Here is an 18,336-nt window from a genome sequence, read left to right on the forward strand (position 1 = left end):
GTGGGGGCGTGGGGTTGACTGTCGAGTACCGGTCTCGTCGTGGCTGGTCGCGCAGTTCCCCGCGCCCCTGGGCGGGGTCTTAGTCCAGGTAGCCCCTCAGTTGGTCCGCGAAGGCGTGGTCGCGCAGTTTGTTCAGCGTCTTCGACTCGATCTGGCGGATTCGTTCCCTCGTGACGCCGAAGATGCGGCCGATCTCCTCCAGCGTGCGGGGGCGGCCGTCCGCCAGGCCGTAGCGGAGTTGGACCACCTTGCGTTCGCGCTCTCCCAGGGTGGAGAGAACGGCCTCCAGGTGTTCCCTGAGCAGGAGGAACGCCGCCGATTCGACGGGGCTCGTGGCGTCGCCGTCCTCAATGAGGTCGCCGAGGGCGACGTCGTCCTCCTCGCCGACGGGAGCGTGCAGCGAGACCGGTTCCTGGGCCAGGCGCAGGACCTCGCTGACGCGCTCGTGCGGGAGGTCCAGGTGGGCCGCCACCTCCTCCGGGGTCGGCTCGTAGCCGCGCTCCTGGAGCATCCGGCGCTGGACGCGGACGACCCGGTTGATGAGCTCGACGACGTGCACGGGGACCCGGATGGTGCGGGCCTGGTCGGCGAGGGCGCGGCTCATGGCCTGCCGGATCCACCAGGTCGCGTAGGTGGAGAACTTGTAGCCGCGGGCGTAGTCGAACTTCTCGACGGCGCGGATCAGGCCGAGGTTGCCCTCCTGGACGAGGTCGAGCATGGTGAGGCCGCGTCCCACGTACCGCTTGGCGACGGAGACGACGAGGCGCAGGTTGGCCTCGATGAGGCGGCGCTTGGCCATCCGCCCCATGACCACCAACTTGTCGAGATCGAGGGCGAGTTGAGAGTCCAGGTTGGGAGCGTAGGTGAGCTTCTCCTCGGCGAACAGGCCCGCTTCGACGCGCCGCGCCAGCTCGACCTCCTCGGCCGCGGTGAGCAGCGGGATGCGACCGATCTCGCGCAGGTACTGGCGGAACAGGTCGGAGGAGGGGTTCCCGGTCTCCGTACGGGTGCCGCGCACGGGCTCGGGCGGCTCGACCGGCTCGGCGTGTTCGCCGGGCTCGGGTTCGTCCGGCGTCTCGGGGTGGCGCGCCGCGCGGCTCTGCGGCGGCACCGTCGCGAGAGCCTCCCCGTCGGCGGCGGCGTCGGGATCGGCGAGAGCCTGCGCTGTGCTGTCGCTCTGGGTGAGGGTCTGGGTCTGCACGGGGGCGACCTCCATAGTGATCGCTGCTGAGGCGTGCGGCTGGGGGGCGGGAGCGGCGGCCGCGCCGCTGTCCGTCCCGTACGCGATGAGCGGAACCGCGGGGGTGTCGGACCCGGTGTCCGGGCTCCGGCCGCGCTCCGAGGACTCAGGCACCGCAACCCAGTGTGGAGTACGACACAGTGCCGCTACGAGGGGCGTGCGTTGACTTTTTGAGTCCGGTGCGTGACCAAGCGGTTACCGAGCTGTACGGGTGCCCACCCTGCCCGCCTTCGAACACGCCGAAACGGCGCGTGAGCGTGCGGCCCGGCGCCTACAGCGCGTCCGCGCCCCGTTCGCGCAGGGCCTGGTCGTACTGCTGGAGGACCCACAACTCGTTCTGCACGGCGGCCAGTTGTGCGGGGTCGCCGCCGGAGCCGAGGCGGGTGAAGGTGCCCTGCATGTCGCGGATGCGGCGCTCGACGGCGCGCCTGCGGACGGTGACGAGCTGGTCGCCCGCGTACACCTCGTCGACCGTTTTGCGGTGGATCGCCTCGACGGCCAGCTCGGTGACCATGGCGCGCACCGCGTCGTCCGGCGCCGCGTCACGGACGCGGACCAGGTACTCGTGGGGGTCGCCCGTGCCCTGCTCGGCGCCGCCCGCCTCCAGGATGGCGAGGCGTACGGCGGCGTAGGGCGGGGCGGTGAACTCGTCGACGCCGTACGCGTCGAACGCCGGGGAGACCAGGTGCGGGTGCTGGAGGGCCAGCTTGAGCAGCTCGCGCTCGGTGGCGTAGACGGGGTTGCGCAGGGTGAGCGCCGGGCCGCCGAAGGCGGGGGCGGCCGGGGCGGCCATCTCGGGCATCGGGCGCCCGCCGCGGCCGGCCGGGGCCGGGCCCTTGCCGCCGCGGTCACGGGCCCAGCGGGCGATCTGGGCGACGCGCTTGACGACGAACTGGGTGTCGAGGATGCCGAGCATGCCCGCGAGCTGGACGGCGACCTCGTGCTGGGAGGCGCTGTTCTTGATGCGGGCGACGACGGGCGCGGCCTCGTCGAGCGCGGCGGCGCGCCCGGCCGGGGTCTCCAGGTCGTACCGGCTCACGATCTGGCGGAGCGCGAACTCGAAGAGCGGGGTGCGCGGCTCGACCAGCTCGGCGACCGCCTCGTCGCCCTTGGCCAGGCGCAGGTCGCAGGGGTCCATGTTGTCCGGCGCGATGGCGATGTAGGTCTCGGCGGCGAACTTCTGGTCGTCCTCGAAGGCGCGTAGGGCGGCCTTCTGCCCGGCGGCGTCCCCGTCGAAGGTGAAGATGACCCGCGCGGACCCGTTGTCCATGAGGAGGCGGCGCAGGATCTTGATGTGGTCGCCGCCGAAGGCGGTGCCGCAGGTGGCGATGGCGGTGGTGATACCTGCCAGGTGGCACGCCATGACATCCGTGTAGCCCTCGACCACGACCGCGCGCGAGGTCTTGGCGATCTCCTTCTTGGCGAGGTCGATGCCGTACAGGACCTGCGACTTCTTGTAGATCGGGGTCTCGGGCGTGTTGAGGTACTTCGGCCCGTTGTCGTCCTCGCGCAGGCGGCGGGCGCCGAAGCCGACGACCTCGCCGCCGATGTCGCGGATCGGCCACATGAGGCGCCCGCGGAACCGGTCGATGGGCCCGCGACGCCCCTGCTGGGAGAGCCCGGAGAGGGTCAGCTCCTTGTCGGTGAAGCCCTTGCCGCGCAGGAAGCGGGTGAGGTGGTCCCAGCCCGCCGGGCTGTAGCCGACGCCGAAGTGCGCGGCGGCGGCCTGGTCGAAGCCGCGCTCGGCGAGGAAGGCGCGGCCGATCTCGGCTTCGGGGGACTCCAGCTGATCGACGTAGAACTGCGCGGCGGCCTTGTGCGCCTCGACCAGGCGGATGCGCTCGCCGCGCTGGTGGGAGGGGTTGTAGCCGCCCTCTTCGTAGCGCAGGGTGATGCCGGCCTGGCCGGCCAGGCGCTCGACCGCCTCGGAGAAGGTGAGGTGGTCGATCTTCATCACGAACGTGATGGTGTCGCCGCCCTCCTGGCAGCCGAAGCAGTGGAAGAACCCCTTGCTCGGACTGACCTGGAAGGACGGTGACTTCTCGTCGTGGAACGGGCACAGGCCCTTCAGGTTCCCGCCGCCCGCGTTGCGCAACTGGAGGTACTCGGAGACCACGGCGTCGATCGGGACCGCGTCCCGAACAGCCTTCACGTCCTCGTCGTTGATCCTGCCAGCCACGGAAGAATTCTACGGCCCGCCACTGACACCCTCGTCACTCCGGCGTCACCCGGGCAGCAGATCACCGAGCGGGACGGTCGGGTCGGAGAGCCGCTCGGTGCCGGGCCGCACGCCCGACCGGATGAGCCGCTGGATGTCCTCAGTGACATCCCACACATTCACGTTCATCCCGGCCAGGACCTGTCCGTCCTTCAGCCAGAAGGCGATGAACTCGCGCTTGCCCGCGTTGCCGCGCAGCACGACCTGGTCGTACGAGCCCGGGGGCGCCCAGCCCGAGTACTCCAGGCCGACGTCGTACTGGTCGGAGAAGAAGTAGGGCACCCGGTCGTAGGTGACGTCCTGGCCGAGCATGGCGCGGGCGGCGGCGGGCCCGCCGTTCAGCGCGTTGGCCCAGTGCTCGACGCGGAGCCGCTCCGTGTAGAGGGGGTGTGCGAGGGCGGCCACGTCACCGGCGGCGTAGATGTCGGGGTCGGAGGTGCGCAGGGAGGTGTCGACGGCGATGCCGCCGCCGTGCTCGCCGCCGACCAGGGTCAGACCGGCGTGCTCGGCGAGGGCGGTGCGCGGCGCGGCGCCGATCGCGGCGAGGACGTCGTGCGCCGGGTGCTCCTCACCGTCGTCGGTGTGCGCGGCGAGAACGAGGCCGTCCTGCCCGGAGATCTCGGTGAGCCGGGCGCCGAAGTGGAAGCGGACGCCGTGATCGCTGTGCAGCTCGGTGAAGATCTGCCCGACCTCGGGCCCGAGCACGGCGTGCAGCGGCGTCGCCTCCGGCTCGACCACGGTCACCTCGGCGCCGAACTCGCGCGCGGCGGCGGCGACCTCCAGGCCGATCCAGCCGGCCCCGGCGATGACGAGGTGCCCGTTGTCACGGCCGAGCGAGCCGAGCACGTTCTTCAGCCGCTCGGCGTGGGCGAGGCGGCGCAGGTGGTGGACGCCGACGAGGCCGGTGCCGGGAATGTCGAGGCGGCGCGGCTCGGCGCCGGTGGCGAGGAGGAGCTTGTCGTAGCGGATGACGGTGGAGTCGCCGAGCCGGACCGTCTTCACGGCACGGTCGATGGCGGTGACCGTCTGCCCGAGGTGCAGCTCGACGTCGTTGCTCGCGTACCAGGCGGGCTCGTGGACGAAGACGCTCTCCCGCTCCTCCTTGCCCTGGAGGTACCCCTTGGACAGGGGCGGGCGTTCGTACGGGTGGTCCAGCTCGTCACCGATGAGGATCACCCGCCCGGTGAACCCTTCCGCGCGGAGCGTCTCGGCGGCCTTCGCCCCGGCGAGCCCTCCTCCGACGATGACGAACGTCTGGTCCGCGTCGACCACTTGATGCCTCCTCGTTGCGCTGCCGTCATATGCGAGCGTCCCGCACGCAGCGTGATGCGGGAAGGGGGCGTGACCCGATCAGGGCACCTGACTACGGTGCCCGGGAATCCCTCCGTCACACCCCGTGTCCGACAGACAATCCGGCGTGCAGGGAGCGCGCCGACGCATCCGTCAGGGACGCGATCTGATCGACGATGACGCGCTTCCTCGTACGGTCGTCGGGCGCGTCGTCGAACAGGGCGCGGAACTGGGGGTCGAGCCCGTCCGGCGCCCGCGCCGTCAGCGCCTCGGCCAGTTCGGCGACGACGATGCGCTGGTCGGCGCGGAGCCGCTCCTGCTGCGGCCGCTGCATCACGTACCGGTCGGCGACGGCCTTGAGGACGGCGCACTCGTGCCGGGCGGCGCGCGGCACGACCAGTTCGGCGGCGTACCGCGTGAGGCGCCCGGTACCGTACCGCGCGCGGGTCGCGGCCTCGGCGGCGAGACAGAACCGCCCGATGAGCTGGCTGGTGGCGTCCTTGAGCCGGGCCTGGGAGACGGCGGTGCCGTCGTACCCGTGCGGCCACCACTCCTGGTCGAGGAGGCGGTCGAGGGCGGCGGCGAGCTCCGCCGGATCGGTGTCGGCGGGCACATACCGCCCAAGAGCGACGGCGAAGACGTCGGCGCGCTCGGGCTCGGCGTGCAGCATGTTCGGATCGAGATGCCCCGCGTGCAGCCCGTCCTCCAGGTCGTGCACGGAGTACGCGACATCGTCGGCCCAGTCCATGACCTGCGCCTCGAAGCAGGTCCGGCGCCCGGGCGCCTCTTTCCTGACCCAGTCGAAGACGGGCCGGTCGTCCTCGTAGACCCCGAACTTGGCCGAGCCCGGATCGCTCGGGTGCTCACCGCGCGGCCACGGGTACTTGGTGGCGGCGTCGAGAGCGGCCCGCGTCAGATTGAGCCCGACACTGACCAGCTCCCCGCCCTCGGCGGCCCGTACGAACCGCTTGGGCTCGATGCGGGTGAGCAGCCGCAGGGACTGCGCGTTGCCCTCGAACCCCCCGCAGTCCTCGGCCACTTCGTTGAGCGCCTGCTCACCGTTGTGCCCGAAGGGCGGATGCCCCATGTCGTGCGAGAGACAAGCGGTCTCGACGAGATCCGGATCACACCCGAGAGCCGCCCCCAGCTCACGCCCCACCTGCGCACACTCAAGGGAGTGCGTGAGCCGCGTCCGCGGACTGGCGTCCCAGTGCAGACTGCGCGTGCCCGGCGTGACGACCTGCGTCTTGCCCGCGAGCCTGCGCAGCGCCGAGGAGTGCAGGACGCGGGCCCGGTCGCGCTGGAACGCGGTGCGCCCCGGGCGCTTGTCGGGCTCGGCGGCCCAGCGCTCGACGGCCGCCTCGTCGTACGTACCGGAACCTTCGTCCGTGGTGTTCATGCACCGACATTAAGGCCAGGCACCGACAAAGGGCGTGTGACCGGCGAGGTCAGGCGGGCGCGAGCTGCCGCGCGGGCCGCACGGGCGAGAGCAGGGCACGGCCGTACCGGTGCAGGACGAGCCGGGCGAGACCGGGATGGGCGCCGAGCGGCGCGGCGACAGGACCGCCCCCGAACGCCTCCGCCGCTTCCCTCGCGAACCGCCCGGGTGCGGTGAAGTAGGAGGCGAGGGCGGCCCGGTGACGATGGCACCCCTGCCGGGCAAGGTCGCGCAGGGCGTCCGCGACGCCGGGCCCGCCCCCGGAGGCGTAGGCCGGCACGACGGGCACCCCGAGCCGCGAGGCGAGCCGGACGGCCGTACGCCGCGTGTCCACATCGGCGTCGGGATCCCGCGACCCGGAGGCGGCGAGCACCACCCCACCCCGCCCGTCCCACCCGCTCTCCACGAGCCGATCGCACAGCACGTCGACGAGCAGAGGATGCGGCCCGAGCGGCTCGGCGACCCGGGTGACCAGATGCCGGGCGGCGTCGGCGGCACGCGGCAGATCGACCTTGACGTGATACCCGCGCGACAACAGCAGGGGCACGAGGACGGCGCGCCGCCCGTCACCCAGCCCGTCCAGCACATCGGCGACCAAGGGCTCGTTCAACTCGATATGAGCAAGCCGAACGTCGATCCCCGGCCGCTGCTCCCGCACCCGCTCGACAAGCTCACGCACGGTGGCCAGGGCACGCGGATCACGACTGCCGTGCGCGACAAGGACGAGCGTGCTGCTGTCGAATTCCGTCATGGGCTGATCGTGACGGACCCGGGTTGCGCACCTGTTGCCCGTTGATGACGCCCGGTTGCCCCAGGTTCACACCACCCGGCGCCGCACCGTGAGCGCGCCCCTCGAACCAACCGCCCCCGCAGGGCGTCTGTCACTTCCGAGAACAGACACCATCGCACCCGGGAGTCCCATGCGCCTGCCCTCGCTCCGCACCCGCCGCGCCCGACGACGGGCGGTACAGGCGCTGATGACGCTCTGCGTGCTGGCGCTGCTCCCCTCCGCGTGGTTGTTCACCTCGACCGGCGACCGCCTGCGCTCGACGACGGACGTGCCCGGCACCGAGGTGGCGATGGTGTTCGGGGCGGGCCTGTGGCAGGGCGAACCGTCCCCCTACCTGGCGCACCGCCTGGACGCGGCGGCCGAGCTGTACCGGGCGGGCAAGGTCCGCGCCGTCCTGGTCACGGGCGACAACAGCCGCAGGGACTACGACGAGCCGGACGCGATGCGCACGTATCTGACCCGCCACGGCGTGCCGGACCGGGCGGTGGTCAGCGACTACGCGGGCTTCGACACCTGGGACTCGTGCGTACGGGCGAAGAAGATCTTCGGGGTGGACCGGGCGGTCCTGCTCAGCCAGGGCTTCCACATCCGCCGGGCGGTGGCGCTCTGCGAGGCGGCGGGGGTGGCGTCGTACGGCGTGGGGGTGGACGAGAAGCACGACGCGACCTGGTACGCGGGCGGCGCGCGGGAAGTGTTCGCGGCGAGCAAGGCGGCGCTGGACGCGCTGGTCCGCCCGGACCCGCACTTCCTGGGACCGCAGGAGAACGGCGTTCAGCGGGCGCTGGCGGGGACCCGCTGAGACCCGTCGGACATCAGACGGGGAAGGCCCCGGTTGTACGAGGTGGGCGTCGTCCCCGGTCTGCTCCAGACGCCGGAGTACGCCCGCGTGCTCGCCGAGAGCGACGTAAAGCGCCGCGCGATCACCGCCGACCAGGCGGAGGAACGCATCACGCTCGTCGCCGAACGACAGGCGACCCTCGATCGCACCCCGGCACCACTTGTCCTGGTCGTCCTGGACGAGAGCTGCGTCCGGTGTCCCATCGGCGACGCGGCCACTATGGACGCACAGTTCAGTCGCCTGGTCGAGTTCGCCGCGCTGCCCAACACCGTCGTGCAGATCGCCCCGTTCACCATGGGCGCCCGCCGTCCGTTCGACCTGCCGATCACTGTGCTGACACTGCCCGACCGGTCACTCATGGCCTACGCCGAGTCCTCGCAGCGCGGACACCTGGAACGGGAAAGCACGTTCGTATTGCCCGCGCTCACGGCCTACCATCAGCTACAGGCCGAAGCGCTCTCGCAGGCGGCTTCCGTTGCCATGATCGAACAGCTTCGAAAGGGCACTCCGTGACGACCGAAAACCCCCAGTGGTTCACGTCCTCGTACAGCAACGACTCGTTCGCCGCGTTCGTGGCGAGCGTCAAGGCCGGGGAATTCTGACTGACCTCACACTCATCGACGGGCGGCTGCGAGATGTGCGTACCCCCCGCGTAACCCGCTCCACCCGCACCGCGTAACAAGCCACATCCACCCTGGCGGTATGCACACGCAGACCGCTCCCCCGGCCACCGCGACATCCACCCACTGCCCGTATTGCGCGTTGCAGTGCGGGATGACGCTCACGCCGGGCGGGGCGGGTGTGGAGGTCGCGGGGCGGGTGGACTTCCCGGTGAACAAGGGCGCGCTGTGCGGAAAGGGCCAGAGCGCGGCGGCGGTACTGGCACCCGGAGCCCGCCTGACGACCCCGCTGATCCGCTCATCGGCCGGCACCCTGGAACCAGCCACCTGGGACGAGGCGCTGGACGCGATAGCCGACAACCTGATCCGCACCCGCACCGAGCACGGCAACGACGCCTGCGCGCTGTTCGGCGGCGGTGGGCTGACGAACGAGAAGGCGTACGCGCTGGGCAAGTTCGCCCGCACGGTCCTGCGCACGTCGCAGATCGACTACAACGGCCGCTTCTGCATGTCATCGGCGGCAGCGGCGAACCAGAAGGCCTTCGGCCTGGACCGCGGCCTCCCCTTCCCGCTGGAGGACATCGCGCACACGGGCTGCGTGATCCTGGTGGGCTCGAACCCGGCCGAGACGATGCCACCGGCGATGCGCTACCTCACCGAGCTGAAGGCCAACGGCGGCAAGCTGATAGTGATCGACCCCCGCCGCACCCGCACGGCGGAACAGGCGGACCTGCACCTGGCCCCGCGCCCCGGCACGGACCTGGCCCTGGCACTGGGGATGCTGCACCTGGTGGTGGCCGAGGGCAGGGTGGACGAGGAGTACGTAAGAACGCGCACAAGGGGCTGGGAGGAGGCGAGGGCGGCGGCCATGGCGCACTGGCCGGAGTACGTGGAGCGCGTGACGGGCGTACCCCTCCCCCAACTACGCGAAGCAGTCCGGCTCTTCACCACACCGGACCACGCCATGGTGCTGACGGCTCGCGGCCCGGAACAACAGTCCAAGGGCACGGACACGGTCGGCGCCTGGATCAACCTGGCGCTGGCGACCGGCCGCCCGGGCCGCCCGTTGTCCGGCTACGGATGCCTGACGGGCCAGGGCAACGGCCAGGGCGGACGCGAACACGGCCAGAAGGCGGACCAGCTCCCCGGCTACCGCAAACTGACGGACCCGGCGGCACGAGCTCACGTGGCAAGCGTCTGGGGCGTGGCCCCCGACACCCTCCCAGCCCCGGGCCGCTCAGCGTACGAACTACTGGACGCCCTGGGCACAGACATCCACGCCCTGCTGGTGATGGCGTCGAACCCAGTGGTCTCGGCCCCCCGAGCCGCACACATAGAGAACAAGCTCCGCTCCCTCGACTTCCTGGCAGTGGCGGACGTGGTCCTCTCCGAAACGGCGGAACTGGCCGATGTAGTGCTCCCGGTGACCCAATGGGCGGAGGAGACGGGAACGACCACCAACCTGGAGGGCCGCGTCCTGCTCCGCAGGCAGGCGCTCACCCCACCCACCGGAGTCCGTTCCGACCTGCACATACTCCGCGACCTGACGGCCCGCCTGGCCCCGGAGATGGAGAAGGGCTTCCCCACTTCCCCCGAGGAGGTCTTCGACGAGCTGCGCCGCGCATCGTCCGGCGGCCCGGCGGACTACGCGGGCATCAGCTACGCCCGCCTGAAGCAGGGCGAGGCGTTGCACTGGCCGTGCCCGGAGACGGACCACCCGGGCACCCCCCGCCTCTTCGAGAACACCTTCGCGACAGAGGACGGGCGAGCCCGCTTCACCCCGGTGACGCACCGCCCGTCGGCGGAGGAGCCGGACACGGACTACCCCCTCTACCTCACGACGGGCAGGGTGGTGGCGCAGTACCAGTCCGGAGCACAGACACGCCGCGTGCCGGAGCTGAACAAGGCGGCTCCCTCCCCGTACGTGGAACTGCACCCCCGCCTGGCAGCACGCCTGGGCATCACGGAAGGCGCCGAGGTCACGGTCGTCTCCCGCCGGGGCGAGGCGCGAGCACCGGCCCGCATCTCCTCGACCATCCGTCCGGACACGGTCTTCATGCCGTTCCACTGGCCGGGCAAGGGCAGGGCGAACACCCTCACCAACCCGGCGCTGGACCCGACGTCACGGATGCCGGAGTTCAAGGTGTGCGCGGTGCGCCTGACAAGGGGCGACTGAAGCCACCACCGGCGATCAGAAACGTACGAGACGGGAGGGGCCGACCGGGGTATGTCCGCGCGCAGCACCCTCGCACGCGGTAGCGGCGACCGACGCAACCGGCGATGCCCTCAAGATGGCGAGCACGGACATACCCCGGGCGGCCCCGTACCCGTGGACGCACCTGTCGGATCGCATCGGAAAGCCGCTGACGGATCCTCAGACGGCCACCCTCCATTCAGGCGTACCCAGCATGCGAAGGTGACGCCCTGCCACTTACCTCGTCCTTGCAGGGGCGCACCCGACGCCCACGAAGGAGCGAGGACGATGCGCACAGGCCGACCCCTGGCAGCCGCCGCGTTCGCCATGACGGCAGCCGCGTTCACGGCAGCACCCGCCACCGCGTCGCCGGGCGGCCTGGAGGTGTACCCGGCGACGGCGGCCCCCGGCACCACGGTCACCGTCGGCACGACAGCGTGCGGCGCACAGGGCACGGCGGCCGCGGACGCGGGTGCGGTGGGCCCGGGCCCGTTCACGCTGGCCCCGGACAGGACGGCGGGCCGGGCGACGGCACGGTTCGAGGTGCCGGCGTCGGCGCAGCCGGGCACGTACGAGATCACGGCCCGCTGCTCGGGCGGCACGGAGGTGACCGGGGACCTGATCGTGTCGATAGCGCAACAGGCGGCGGCAGCGGAAGCACAGATGCCCCGAGGCCACGTGCCGACGGGCGTGGGCGGCGCGCTGGGCCCCGACCCGGTGCAGACGACCGCGGGCGTGGCGGCGCTGGCCGTGGCGGCGGCGGGCGGTACGTGGCTGCTGCACCGCAGGACGAGGGACGGCAGGCTCTGAGACCAGTGCGGTTCAAGCCGGTCAACACGGCGAACGCGGCCGTGGGGGTGGTGACGCTGCTGGCCCTGGCCACGGGCGCATGGCTCCTGGCAGGCGGCGCGACGGGCCACCCGCCACCCCAGCCGGCCCCGGATCAGGCGGGCGCGACAGCACCCGGGACCGAGCATGCCGCGGAGGCGAGACCGATCCGGAGGTCACCCCCGGCCCGCATCCGCATCGGCTCCCTGGACGTGGACGCCCCGTTGATGCCGCTGGGCCTGTCCCCGAGCGGCAGCCTGGAGGTCCCGCCCCCGCAGAGGAAGAACGTGGCGGGCTGGTACGAGGCGGGCACGACCCCGGGCGAGCGGGGCACGGCGGTGGTGGCGGGCCATGTGGACAACGCGGAGGGCCCGGCGGTCTTCTACGGCCTGGGCGCGCTGAAGCGCGGCAGGACGGTGGAGATCGACCGGCGGGACGGTTCGGTGGCGGTGTTCAGGGTGGACGCGGTGCGGATGTACGCGGCGAAGGACTTCCCGGACGAGAAGGTGTACGGCCCGGCGGACCGCGCGGAGCTACGGGTGATCACGTGCGGAGGCCCGTATTCGCCGCGTACGGGCTACGTGGGCAACGTCGTGGTGTTCGCGCACCTGACGGGCGACCGCTGACCCGCCGGGTTCAGGCGACCCACTGCTCGTAGGCCATTTTGACGACCAGCGCGCACACGACGCTGAGCAGGACGACGCGCACGAACCCGGCGCCCCGCTTCAGCGCGGTCCGGGCCCCGATCATCCCCCCGGCCAGGTTGAAGACGGCCATGAGCCCGGCGAGCTGCCAGAAGACAGTGCCCTTGTAGGCGAACATGGCCAGCGCGCCCCCGTTCGTGCACACATTGACGATCTTGGCGGTGGCGGAGGCCACGACAAGGTCCAGGTGGAGCAGTGCCGTCAGGGCAAGAACGAGAAAAGTCCCGGTCCCGGGCCCGATGAGCCCGTCGTAGAACCCGATCCCGAGCCCGGCGAACCCGATGGCGGCGAGGACCCGCCGGGCGGGCAGCGGCTCGGCGGAGGGTGCGGTGCCGAAGGAGGGCCGGAAGAGGACGAAGGCACCGACGCACACGAGGACGACCATGACGACGGGCTTGAGGACGTCGGTGCTGAGCCCGGCGGCGAGCAGCGCGCCCAGGGTGGACCCGGCGAGGGCGGCGACGCCGATACGGGCGGCGAGGCGCAGGTCGACGGGGGCTTTACGGGCGTATGTGATGGCGGCGCCGGTGGTGCCGACGATGGAGACGGCTTTGTTGGTGCCGAGGGCGTAGGGCCCGGCGCCCGCGGTGTTGGGAAGGCCGAGCAGGAGAGCGGGAAGCAGAAGAAGTCCACCGCCCCCCACCACGGCGTCGACCCACCCGGCCGCGAGGGCGGCGAGGCAGAGGACGACGAGAGTGGCCAGGGATATGTCAGGCATGCACATGACCCTACGAGCACAGAAGACACACCTGACACGGCACACCCTCACACCGCCCGCGGCCCTTCGCTGAGCCCACCGTTCCCCCAGGGAAACGGACGGGACGCCACGGAGAAACACCGGCCCCGCAGGCTGTGAGGCATGAAGCGCGTCGTGGTCATAGGCACCGGCCTGGCCGGCATCCGAGTCGCCGCCCGTCTGGGCGAGGACGCGGTGCTGATCGGGGAGGAGCCGCACGCCCCGTACAACAGGGTGCTGCTCGCGGAGGTCCTGGCGGGCAGCTACGGCCCGGAGGTCATCGAGCTGCCGGCGCCCCCGGGAAAGAGGCTCCGCACGAGAGCGATGCGCGTGGACCGGGAGGCCCGCGTGGTGCAGTGCGAGAACGGCGCGGAGGTGCCGTACGACGGCCTGGTCCTGGCGACGGGCGCGAACCCGGTGCTGCCCCCGCTCCGCGGCCTGTTCGAGCCGGGCGCGACGGAGCTGCCCGGCGGGGTGCACGCGTTCCGCACGATGGACGACTGCGTGGAGCTGTCGGAGGCGGTACGGGAGGGCACGAGGGCGGTGGTGATCGGCGGCGGCCTGCTGGGCGTGTCGGCGGCGAGGTCACTGGCGCGCAGAGGAGCCCAAGTGGTCCTCGTGCAACAGGCGGAACGCCTGATGGAACGCCACCTGGACCCGAAGTCGTCCGCGCTGGTCGCACGCCACCTGACCTCGCTCGGCGTGGAGATCCACACGGAGTGCAGGGTCAAGGCGGTACGAACGACGAGCGGCATGGTGACCCACGTAGAACTGCACGACGGCTACGTAATGGCCACGGACGTCACGGTCCTGGCCTGCGGCGCCCGCCCCAGAACGGGTCTGGCGCGAGCGGCGGGCCTGGAGGTGCGCCGCGGCGTGGTCGTGGACGACGAGCTGCGCACGAGTGACCCGCGCATCCACGCCGTGGGCGACTGCGCGGAGCACGCGCACAAGGTCTACGGCCTGGCGACCCCGGCGCTGGAACAGGCCGACGCGCTGGCGAACGCGCTGACCGGGACCGGCACCCCGAGAACGTACACAGGCACCCGAACCCTGACCCGCCTGACGCTCCCGCACGCGGCGGACCCCCTGGACCTGGCCGCGTTCGGCGAGACGGAACCGCTGCCCGGCGACGACGTGGTGCAGCTGACGGACGCGACGCGGGGCACGTACCGCAGGGTCGTCGTCCGCGGCGACCGCCTGGTCGGCGGGGTCCTGGTCGGGGCGCTCGGCGGCGTGGGCGCACTGGCGCACGCCTGGGAATCGAACGAAGCGCTGCCCGCCGACGACGGCGCGCCGCTGCTGCACCTGCTCACCAACGACGGAGGCCTCTGACATGACGACGTCAAAGCCCGCGCCCACGCCCGAGGCCAAGGCCACGCCCACGCTGGTCCTGATCGGCCACGGCATGGTGGGCCAGCGCTTCCTGGAGGCGGCGGCGGAGCGCGGCCTGACGAGGACGCACCGGGTGGTCGTCCTGTGCGAGGAGCCGCGACCGGCCTACGACCGGGTCCATCTGACCTCGTACTTCTCGGGAACGACGCCCGAGGAACTGTCGATGACGGACCCGGAGTTCATCGAGAAGAACGCCATCGAACTGCACGTGGGCGACCCGGCGCTGACGGTGGACAGGACGACGCGCACGGTGACGGCCCGCTCGGGCCTGACGGTGCGGTACGACACACTCGTCCTGGCGACGGGCTCGTACCCCTTCGTCCCCCCGGTCCCGGGCAAGGACGCGACGGGCTGCTTCGTCTACCGCACGATCGAGGACCTGTACGCGATCGAGGAGTACGCGAAGAACCACGCGACGGTCGGCGCGGTGGTGGGCGGCGGCCTGCTCGGCCTGGAGGCGGCGGGCGCGCTCCAGGGCCTGGGACTGACGACGCACATCGTGGAGTTCGCGCCGCGTCTGATGCCGGTGCAGGTGGACGAGGGCGGCGGCGCGGCGCTGCTGCGCACGATCACGGACATGGGTCTGACGGTGCACACGGGAGTGGGCACGCAGGAGATCCTGTCGGACGGAGCACGTGCGGACGGAGCACCCGCGGACGGCGCCCCCGCGGGCGGCGCCGTACGAGCGATGAAACTGTCGGACGGCGCGGAACTGGAGACAGACCTGGTCGTCTTCTCGGCAGGCGTCCGCCCTCGCGACCAACTGGCCCGCGACATGGCCCTGGAGGTCGGCGAGCGCGGCGGCATCAAGGTGGACGAGGAGTGCCGCACGAGCGACCCGGCGGTGTTCGCGATCGGCGAGTGCGCGCTGGCGTCGGACGGCAGGGTCTACGGCCTTGTGGCGCCGGGCTACGAGATGGCGCTGACGGCGGCGGCGGCGATAGCCCGCGCGGGAACGGATGACGACGCGGCCCCGACGACGTTCACCGGCGCGGACCTCTCCACGAAGCTGAAGCTGCTCGGCGTGGACGTGGCGTCGTTCGGCGACGCGCACGGCGCGACCGAGGGCTGCCTGGACGTCGTCTACTCGGATTCGCGTTCGGGCACGTACAAGAAGCTGGTGATGGGCGCGGAGGGCGAGCTGCTCGGCGGCGTCCTCGTGGGCGACGCGGAGGCGTACGGGACGCTGCGCGCGCTGACCGGCACGGTGCCGCCGCTGCCGCCGGAGCAACTGGTTTTGCCGGCGGGCGCGGGCGCCCCGGCACAGCTCGGCCCGGAGGCGCTGCCCGCCGAGGCCGTCATCTGCTCGTGCCACAACGTGACGAAGGGCGAGATCTGCGAGCACACGACGCTGCCGGAGGTGAAGAAGTGCACGAAGGCGGGAACGGGCTGCGGAAGCTGCGTCAAGCTGATCACGCAACTCCTCCCGAAGTCCGGTGACACGGGCCTGTGCGGCTGCTTCGGGCACACGCGCCAGGAGCTGTACGAGATCGTGCGCGTGAAGCGCATCACCACCTTCACCAGGCTCCTGGACGAGCACGGACGTGCGGAGGCGCGCGGCGGCGAGGGCTGCGAGGTGTGCAAGCCGACAGTGGGTTCGATCATCGCCTCCCTCGCCCCGTCGATCGGCGCGGACGGCTACGTCCTGGAGGGCGAGCAGTCGGCGCTGCAGGACACGAACGACCACTTCCTCGCCAACCTGCAGAAGAACGGCTCGTACTCGGTGGTGCCGCGCATCCCGGGTGGCGAGATCACCCCGGAGAAGCTCATCGTCATAGGTGAGGTGGCCCGCGACTTCCACCTGTACACGAAGATCACGGGCGGCCAGCGCATCGACCTCTTCGGCGCGCGGGTGGACCAACTCCCGTCGATCTGGGCCCGGTTGGTGGACGCGGGCTTCGAGTCGGGCCACGCGTACGGCAAGTCGCTGCGCACGGTGAAGTCGTGCGTGGGACAGACGTGGTGCAGGTACGGCGTGCAGGACTCGGTGCGGATGGCGATCGACCTGGAGCTGCGCTACCGCGGTCTGCGGGCGCCGCACAAGCTGAAGTCGGCGGTGTCGGGGTGCGCCCGCGAGTGCGCGGAGGCCCAGTCGAAGGACTTCGGCGTCATCGCCACGGCCAACGGCTGGAACCTGTACGTGGGCGGCAACGGCGGCATGACCCCGCGCCACGCCGACCTCCTCGCACAGGACCTGAGCGACGCGGAGCTGGTCCGCCTGATCGACCGCTTCCTGATGTTCTACATCCGCACCGGCGACCGTCTGGAGCGGACGGCGGCGTGGCTGGACCGCATCGACGGCGGCCTGGACCACGTACGGGACGTCGTCGTGCACGACTCGCTCGGTATCTGCGACGAGCTGGAGGCGCTGATGGCCGCGCATGTGGCGCACTACCGCGACGAGTGGTCGGAGACGATCGAGGACCCGGAGCGCCTGGCCCGGTTCGTGTCGTTCGTGAACGCGCCCGGCACCCCCGACCCGACGGTCCGCTTCGTGCCGGAGCGCGACCAGATCAAGCCCGAACTGCCCCTGATCCCGATGCCCTCCCTGGAAGGACTGGCCGTCCGATGACGACATTCGCCCCGGAGCAGACCACGCTGCTCGTCCAGCTCGACGTATGCGACGGCTGGTTCACGGTCTGCGCCCTGGACCGCCTGACCCCCGGCCGAGGCGTCGCCGCCCTGCTCCCGGACGGCACCCAGGCCGCCGTCTTCCTGGACCGCGCGGGCCGGGTGTACGCGGTGGACAACACGGACCCGTTCACGGGGGCGGCGGTGCTGTCGCGCGGGCTGCTCGGCTCGGCGCAGGGCCGCCCGTTCGTGGCGTCGCCGCTGCTGAAGCAGCGCTTCGACCTGGAGACGGGCCGCTGCCTCGACGACGAGACGGTGACGCTCCGGACGCACACCGTACGCACCGCCTGACGCGGGCCCGTCACCCCTGACGCGGGCCCGTCACCCCTGACGCGGGCCCGTCACCCCTGGCGCGGGCCCGTCACGCCTGCCCCGGGCCCCGTCACCCCTGGAGGGCGCCGAACCGCACCCCGGTCAGCTGCTCGGACGCGGCCCACAACCGCTCCCCCGCCACGTCGTGCCGCGTCCACGACGCCCGCCACGACGGGGCGGGCGCCCCGCGCCACATGAGGACGCGCGGCCCGTAGAAGTCGTCGGGGCGGACGCCGGGCGCGGTCGCCGCGTACAGCGTGGGCAGCGCTCCCGCCGCGGCGGACTGCCCGAAGAACCGGTTGCCGATCTCGTAGAACCGCTGGACGCCTTTGCGGCCCCGCAGGAGCGCGCCGCGCGTCGTCAGGGAGGTGGTGGCGTACCCGGGGTGCGCGGCGGCGGCGACGAGGGGGACGCCCGTGGCGGCGGCGCGCCGGGCCAGTTCGTGGACGAAGAGCAGGTTGGCGGTCTTGGAGCGGGCGTAGGCCACCCAGGGCCGGTAGCGCCGTTCGTTGTTGAGGTCGACGATGTCGATGTTGGCGAGGGTGTGCGCCATGCTGGCGACGGTCACGACGCGGGCGGCGGGCGCGGCGAGCAGGCTCGGCAGGAGCAGCCCGGTCAGCGCGAAGTGGCCGAGGTGGTTGACCCCGAACTGGGTCTCGAACCCGTCGGCGGTGCGGTCGAAGGGCAGCGCCATGATCCCGGCGTTGTTGACGAGGAGATCGAGGGGCACCCCCTGCCATCCGGCGGCGAACTCACGCACGGAGCCGAGGCTGCCGAGATCGAGCGAGGCGAACTCGACCACGGCATGCGGCAGTTCGGCCCGTATGCGGTCGAGAGCGGCGGCGGCCCGTCCCGCGTCACGGCAGGCGAGCACGGTACGGGCGCCGGCGCGGGCCAGTTCGAGGGCGGTGGCGTAGCCGATGCCGCTGTTGGCACCGGTGACGACGGCGGTGCGGCCGCGCAGATCGGGTATGTCGCCGACGCTCCAGCCGCTCATGGTGGCTCCCCTTGATCGCGCGGGCATGTGGCTGTCACAGCTTGGACCAGCCCGCGTCGCACCGAAAGAGCGGCACCCCCCGCACAGGGGTGCCGCTCTCTCGTC

General features: G+C 71.9%; 13 protein-coding genes and 2 pseudogenes. 8 read left to right on the forward strand and 7 right to left on the reverse strand.

Annotated elements, in window-relative coordinates; genetic code table 11:
* Window positions 1-79: 79 nt before the first annotated feature.
* The 5 genes and pseudogenes from N5I75_RS11030 to N5I75_RS11050 form a co-directional block, all read right to left on the reverse strand.
* Complete coding sequence (locus N5I75_RS11030) at window positions 80-1,354, reverse strand: RNA polymerase sigma factor (protein WP_476676526.1); 1,275 nt, start codon at window positions 1,352-1,354, stop codon at window positions 80-82.
* A gap of 157 nt (window positions 1,355-1,511) precedes the next feature.
* A complete protein-coding gene (dnaG, locus tag N5I75_RS11035) occupies window positions 1,512-3,419 on the reverse strand; it encodes a DNA primase (RefSeq protein ID WP_476676527.1) in 1,908 nt (635 codons plus the stop codon).
* A gap of 45 nt (window positions 3,420-3,464) precedes the next feature.
* A complete protein-coding gene (locus N5I75_RS11040) occupies window positions 3,465-4,730 on the reverse strand; it encodes an NAD(P)/FAD-dependent oxidoreductase (RefSeq protein ID WP_476676528.1) in 1,266 nt (421 codons plus the stop codon).
* 115 nt (window positions 4,731-4,845) lie between these two features.
* Entirely contained in the window at window positions 4,846-6,147 is a 1,302-nt protein-coding gene (locus tag N5I75_RS11045) for a deoxyguanosinetriphosphate triphosphohydrolase (RefSeq protein WP_476676529.1), read from the reverse strand.
* Window positions 6,148-6,196: 49 nt separating this feature from the next.
* Window positions 6,197-6,958 (reverse strand): annotated as a pseudogene (locus tag N5I75_RS11050) (sirohydrochlorin chelatase); the annotation flags it as partial.
* 148 nt (window positions 6,959-7,106) lie between these two features.
* On the opposite strand from N5I75_RS11050, the gene N5I75_RS11055 reads away from it, so the two are divergent.
* The 5 genes and pseudogenes from N5I75_RS11055 to N5I75_RS11075 all read left to right on the forward strand — a co-directional run bounded on the left by N5I75_RS11055 (window position 7,107) and on the right by N5I75_RS11075 (window position 12,082).
* Window positions 7,107-7,775, forward strand: coding sequence for a SanA/YdcF family protein (locus tag N5I75_RS11055; protein ID WP_476676530.1), 669 nt, complete (start codon window positions 7,107-7,109; stop codon window positions 7,773-7,775).
* Window positions 7,776-7,799: 24 nt separating this feature from the next.
* Window positions 7,800-8,327, forward strand: a pseudogene (locus N5I75_RS11060) (DUF5753 domain-containing protein); the annotation flags it as partial.
* A 189-nt stretch (window positions 8,328-8,516) separates the two neighbouring features.
* Entirely contained in the window at window positions 8,517-10,610 is a 2,094-nt protein-coding gene (locus tag N5I75_RS11065; protein WP_476676531.1) for a molybdopterin oxidoreductase family protein, read from the forward strand.
* A gap of 306 nt (window positions 10,611-10,916) precedes the next feature.
* Complete coding sequence (locus N5I75_RS11070; protein WP_476676532.1) at window positions 10,917-11,438, forward strand: hypothetical protein; 522 nt, start codon at window positions 10,917-10,919, stop codon at window positions 11,436-11,438.
* A gap of 5 nt (window positions 11,439-11,443) precedes the next feature.
* Window positions 11,444-12,082 carry a class F sortase gene (locus N5I75_RS11075; RefSeq protein WP_476676533.1) on the forward strand — a complete coding sequence of 213 codons (639 nt, stop codon included), beginning with the start codon at window positions 11,444-11,446 and terminating at the stop codon, window positions 12,080-12,082.
* 10 nt (window positions 12,083-12,092) lie between these two features.
* On the opposite strand, the gene N5I75_RS11080 is transcribed toward N5I75_RS11075, so the two are convergent.
* Window positions 12,093-12,878: a sulfite exporter TauE/SafE family protein gene (locus N5I75_RS11080; RefSeq protein WP_476676534.1), complete on the reverse strand. Its 786-nt coding sequence runs from the start codon at window positions 12,876-12,878 to the stop codon at window positions 12,093-12,095.
* A 141-nt stretch (window positions 12,879-13,019) separates the two neighbouring features.
* On the opposite strand from N5I75_RS11080, the gene N5I75_RS11085 reads away from it, so the two are divergent.
* From N5I75_RS11085 to nirD, 3 genes are read left to right on the forward strand one after another with little or no spacing between them, the layout of a single operon-like run.
* A complete protein-coding gene (locus N5I75_RS11085; RefSeq protein WP_476676535.1) occupies window positions 13,020-14,231 on the forward strand; it encodes an NAD(P)/FAD-dependent oxidoreductase in 1,212 nt (403 codons plus the stop codon).
* A gap of 1 nt (window position 14,232) precedes the next feature.
* Window positions 14,233-16,863 carry a nitrite reductase large subunit NirB gene (nirB, locus tag N5I75_RS11090; protein WP_476676536.1) on the forward strand — a complete coding sequence of 877 codons (2,631 nt, stop codon included), beginning with the start codon at window positions 14,233-14,235 and terminating at the stop codon, window positions 16,861-16,863.
* The gene (gene nirD, locus N5I75_RS11095) at window positions 16,860-17,213 is read left to right on the forward strand and encodes a nitrite reductase small subunit NirD (protein WP_476676537.1); all 354 of its coding nucleotides are present in this window, start codon (window positions 16,860-16,862) and stop codon (window positions 17,211-17,213) included. The genes nirB and nirD overlap by 4 nt, the downstream gene beginning before the upstream one ends.
* A 91-nt stretch (window positions 17,214-17,304) precedes the next feature.
* Here the strand turns inward: nirD and N5I75_RS11100 are convergent, their stop codons facing one another.
* Window positions 17,305-18,231 carry an oxidoreductase gene (locus tag N5I75_RS11100; RefSeq protein ID WP_476676538.1) on the reverse strand — a complete coding sequence of 309 codons (927 nt, stop codon included), beginning with the start codon at window positions 18,229-18,231 and terminating at the stop codon, window positions 17,305-17,307.
* Window positions 18,232-18,336: the final 105 nt, after the last annotated feature.

This window comes from Streptomyces sp. R818 (assembly GCF_056172735.1).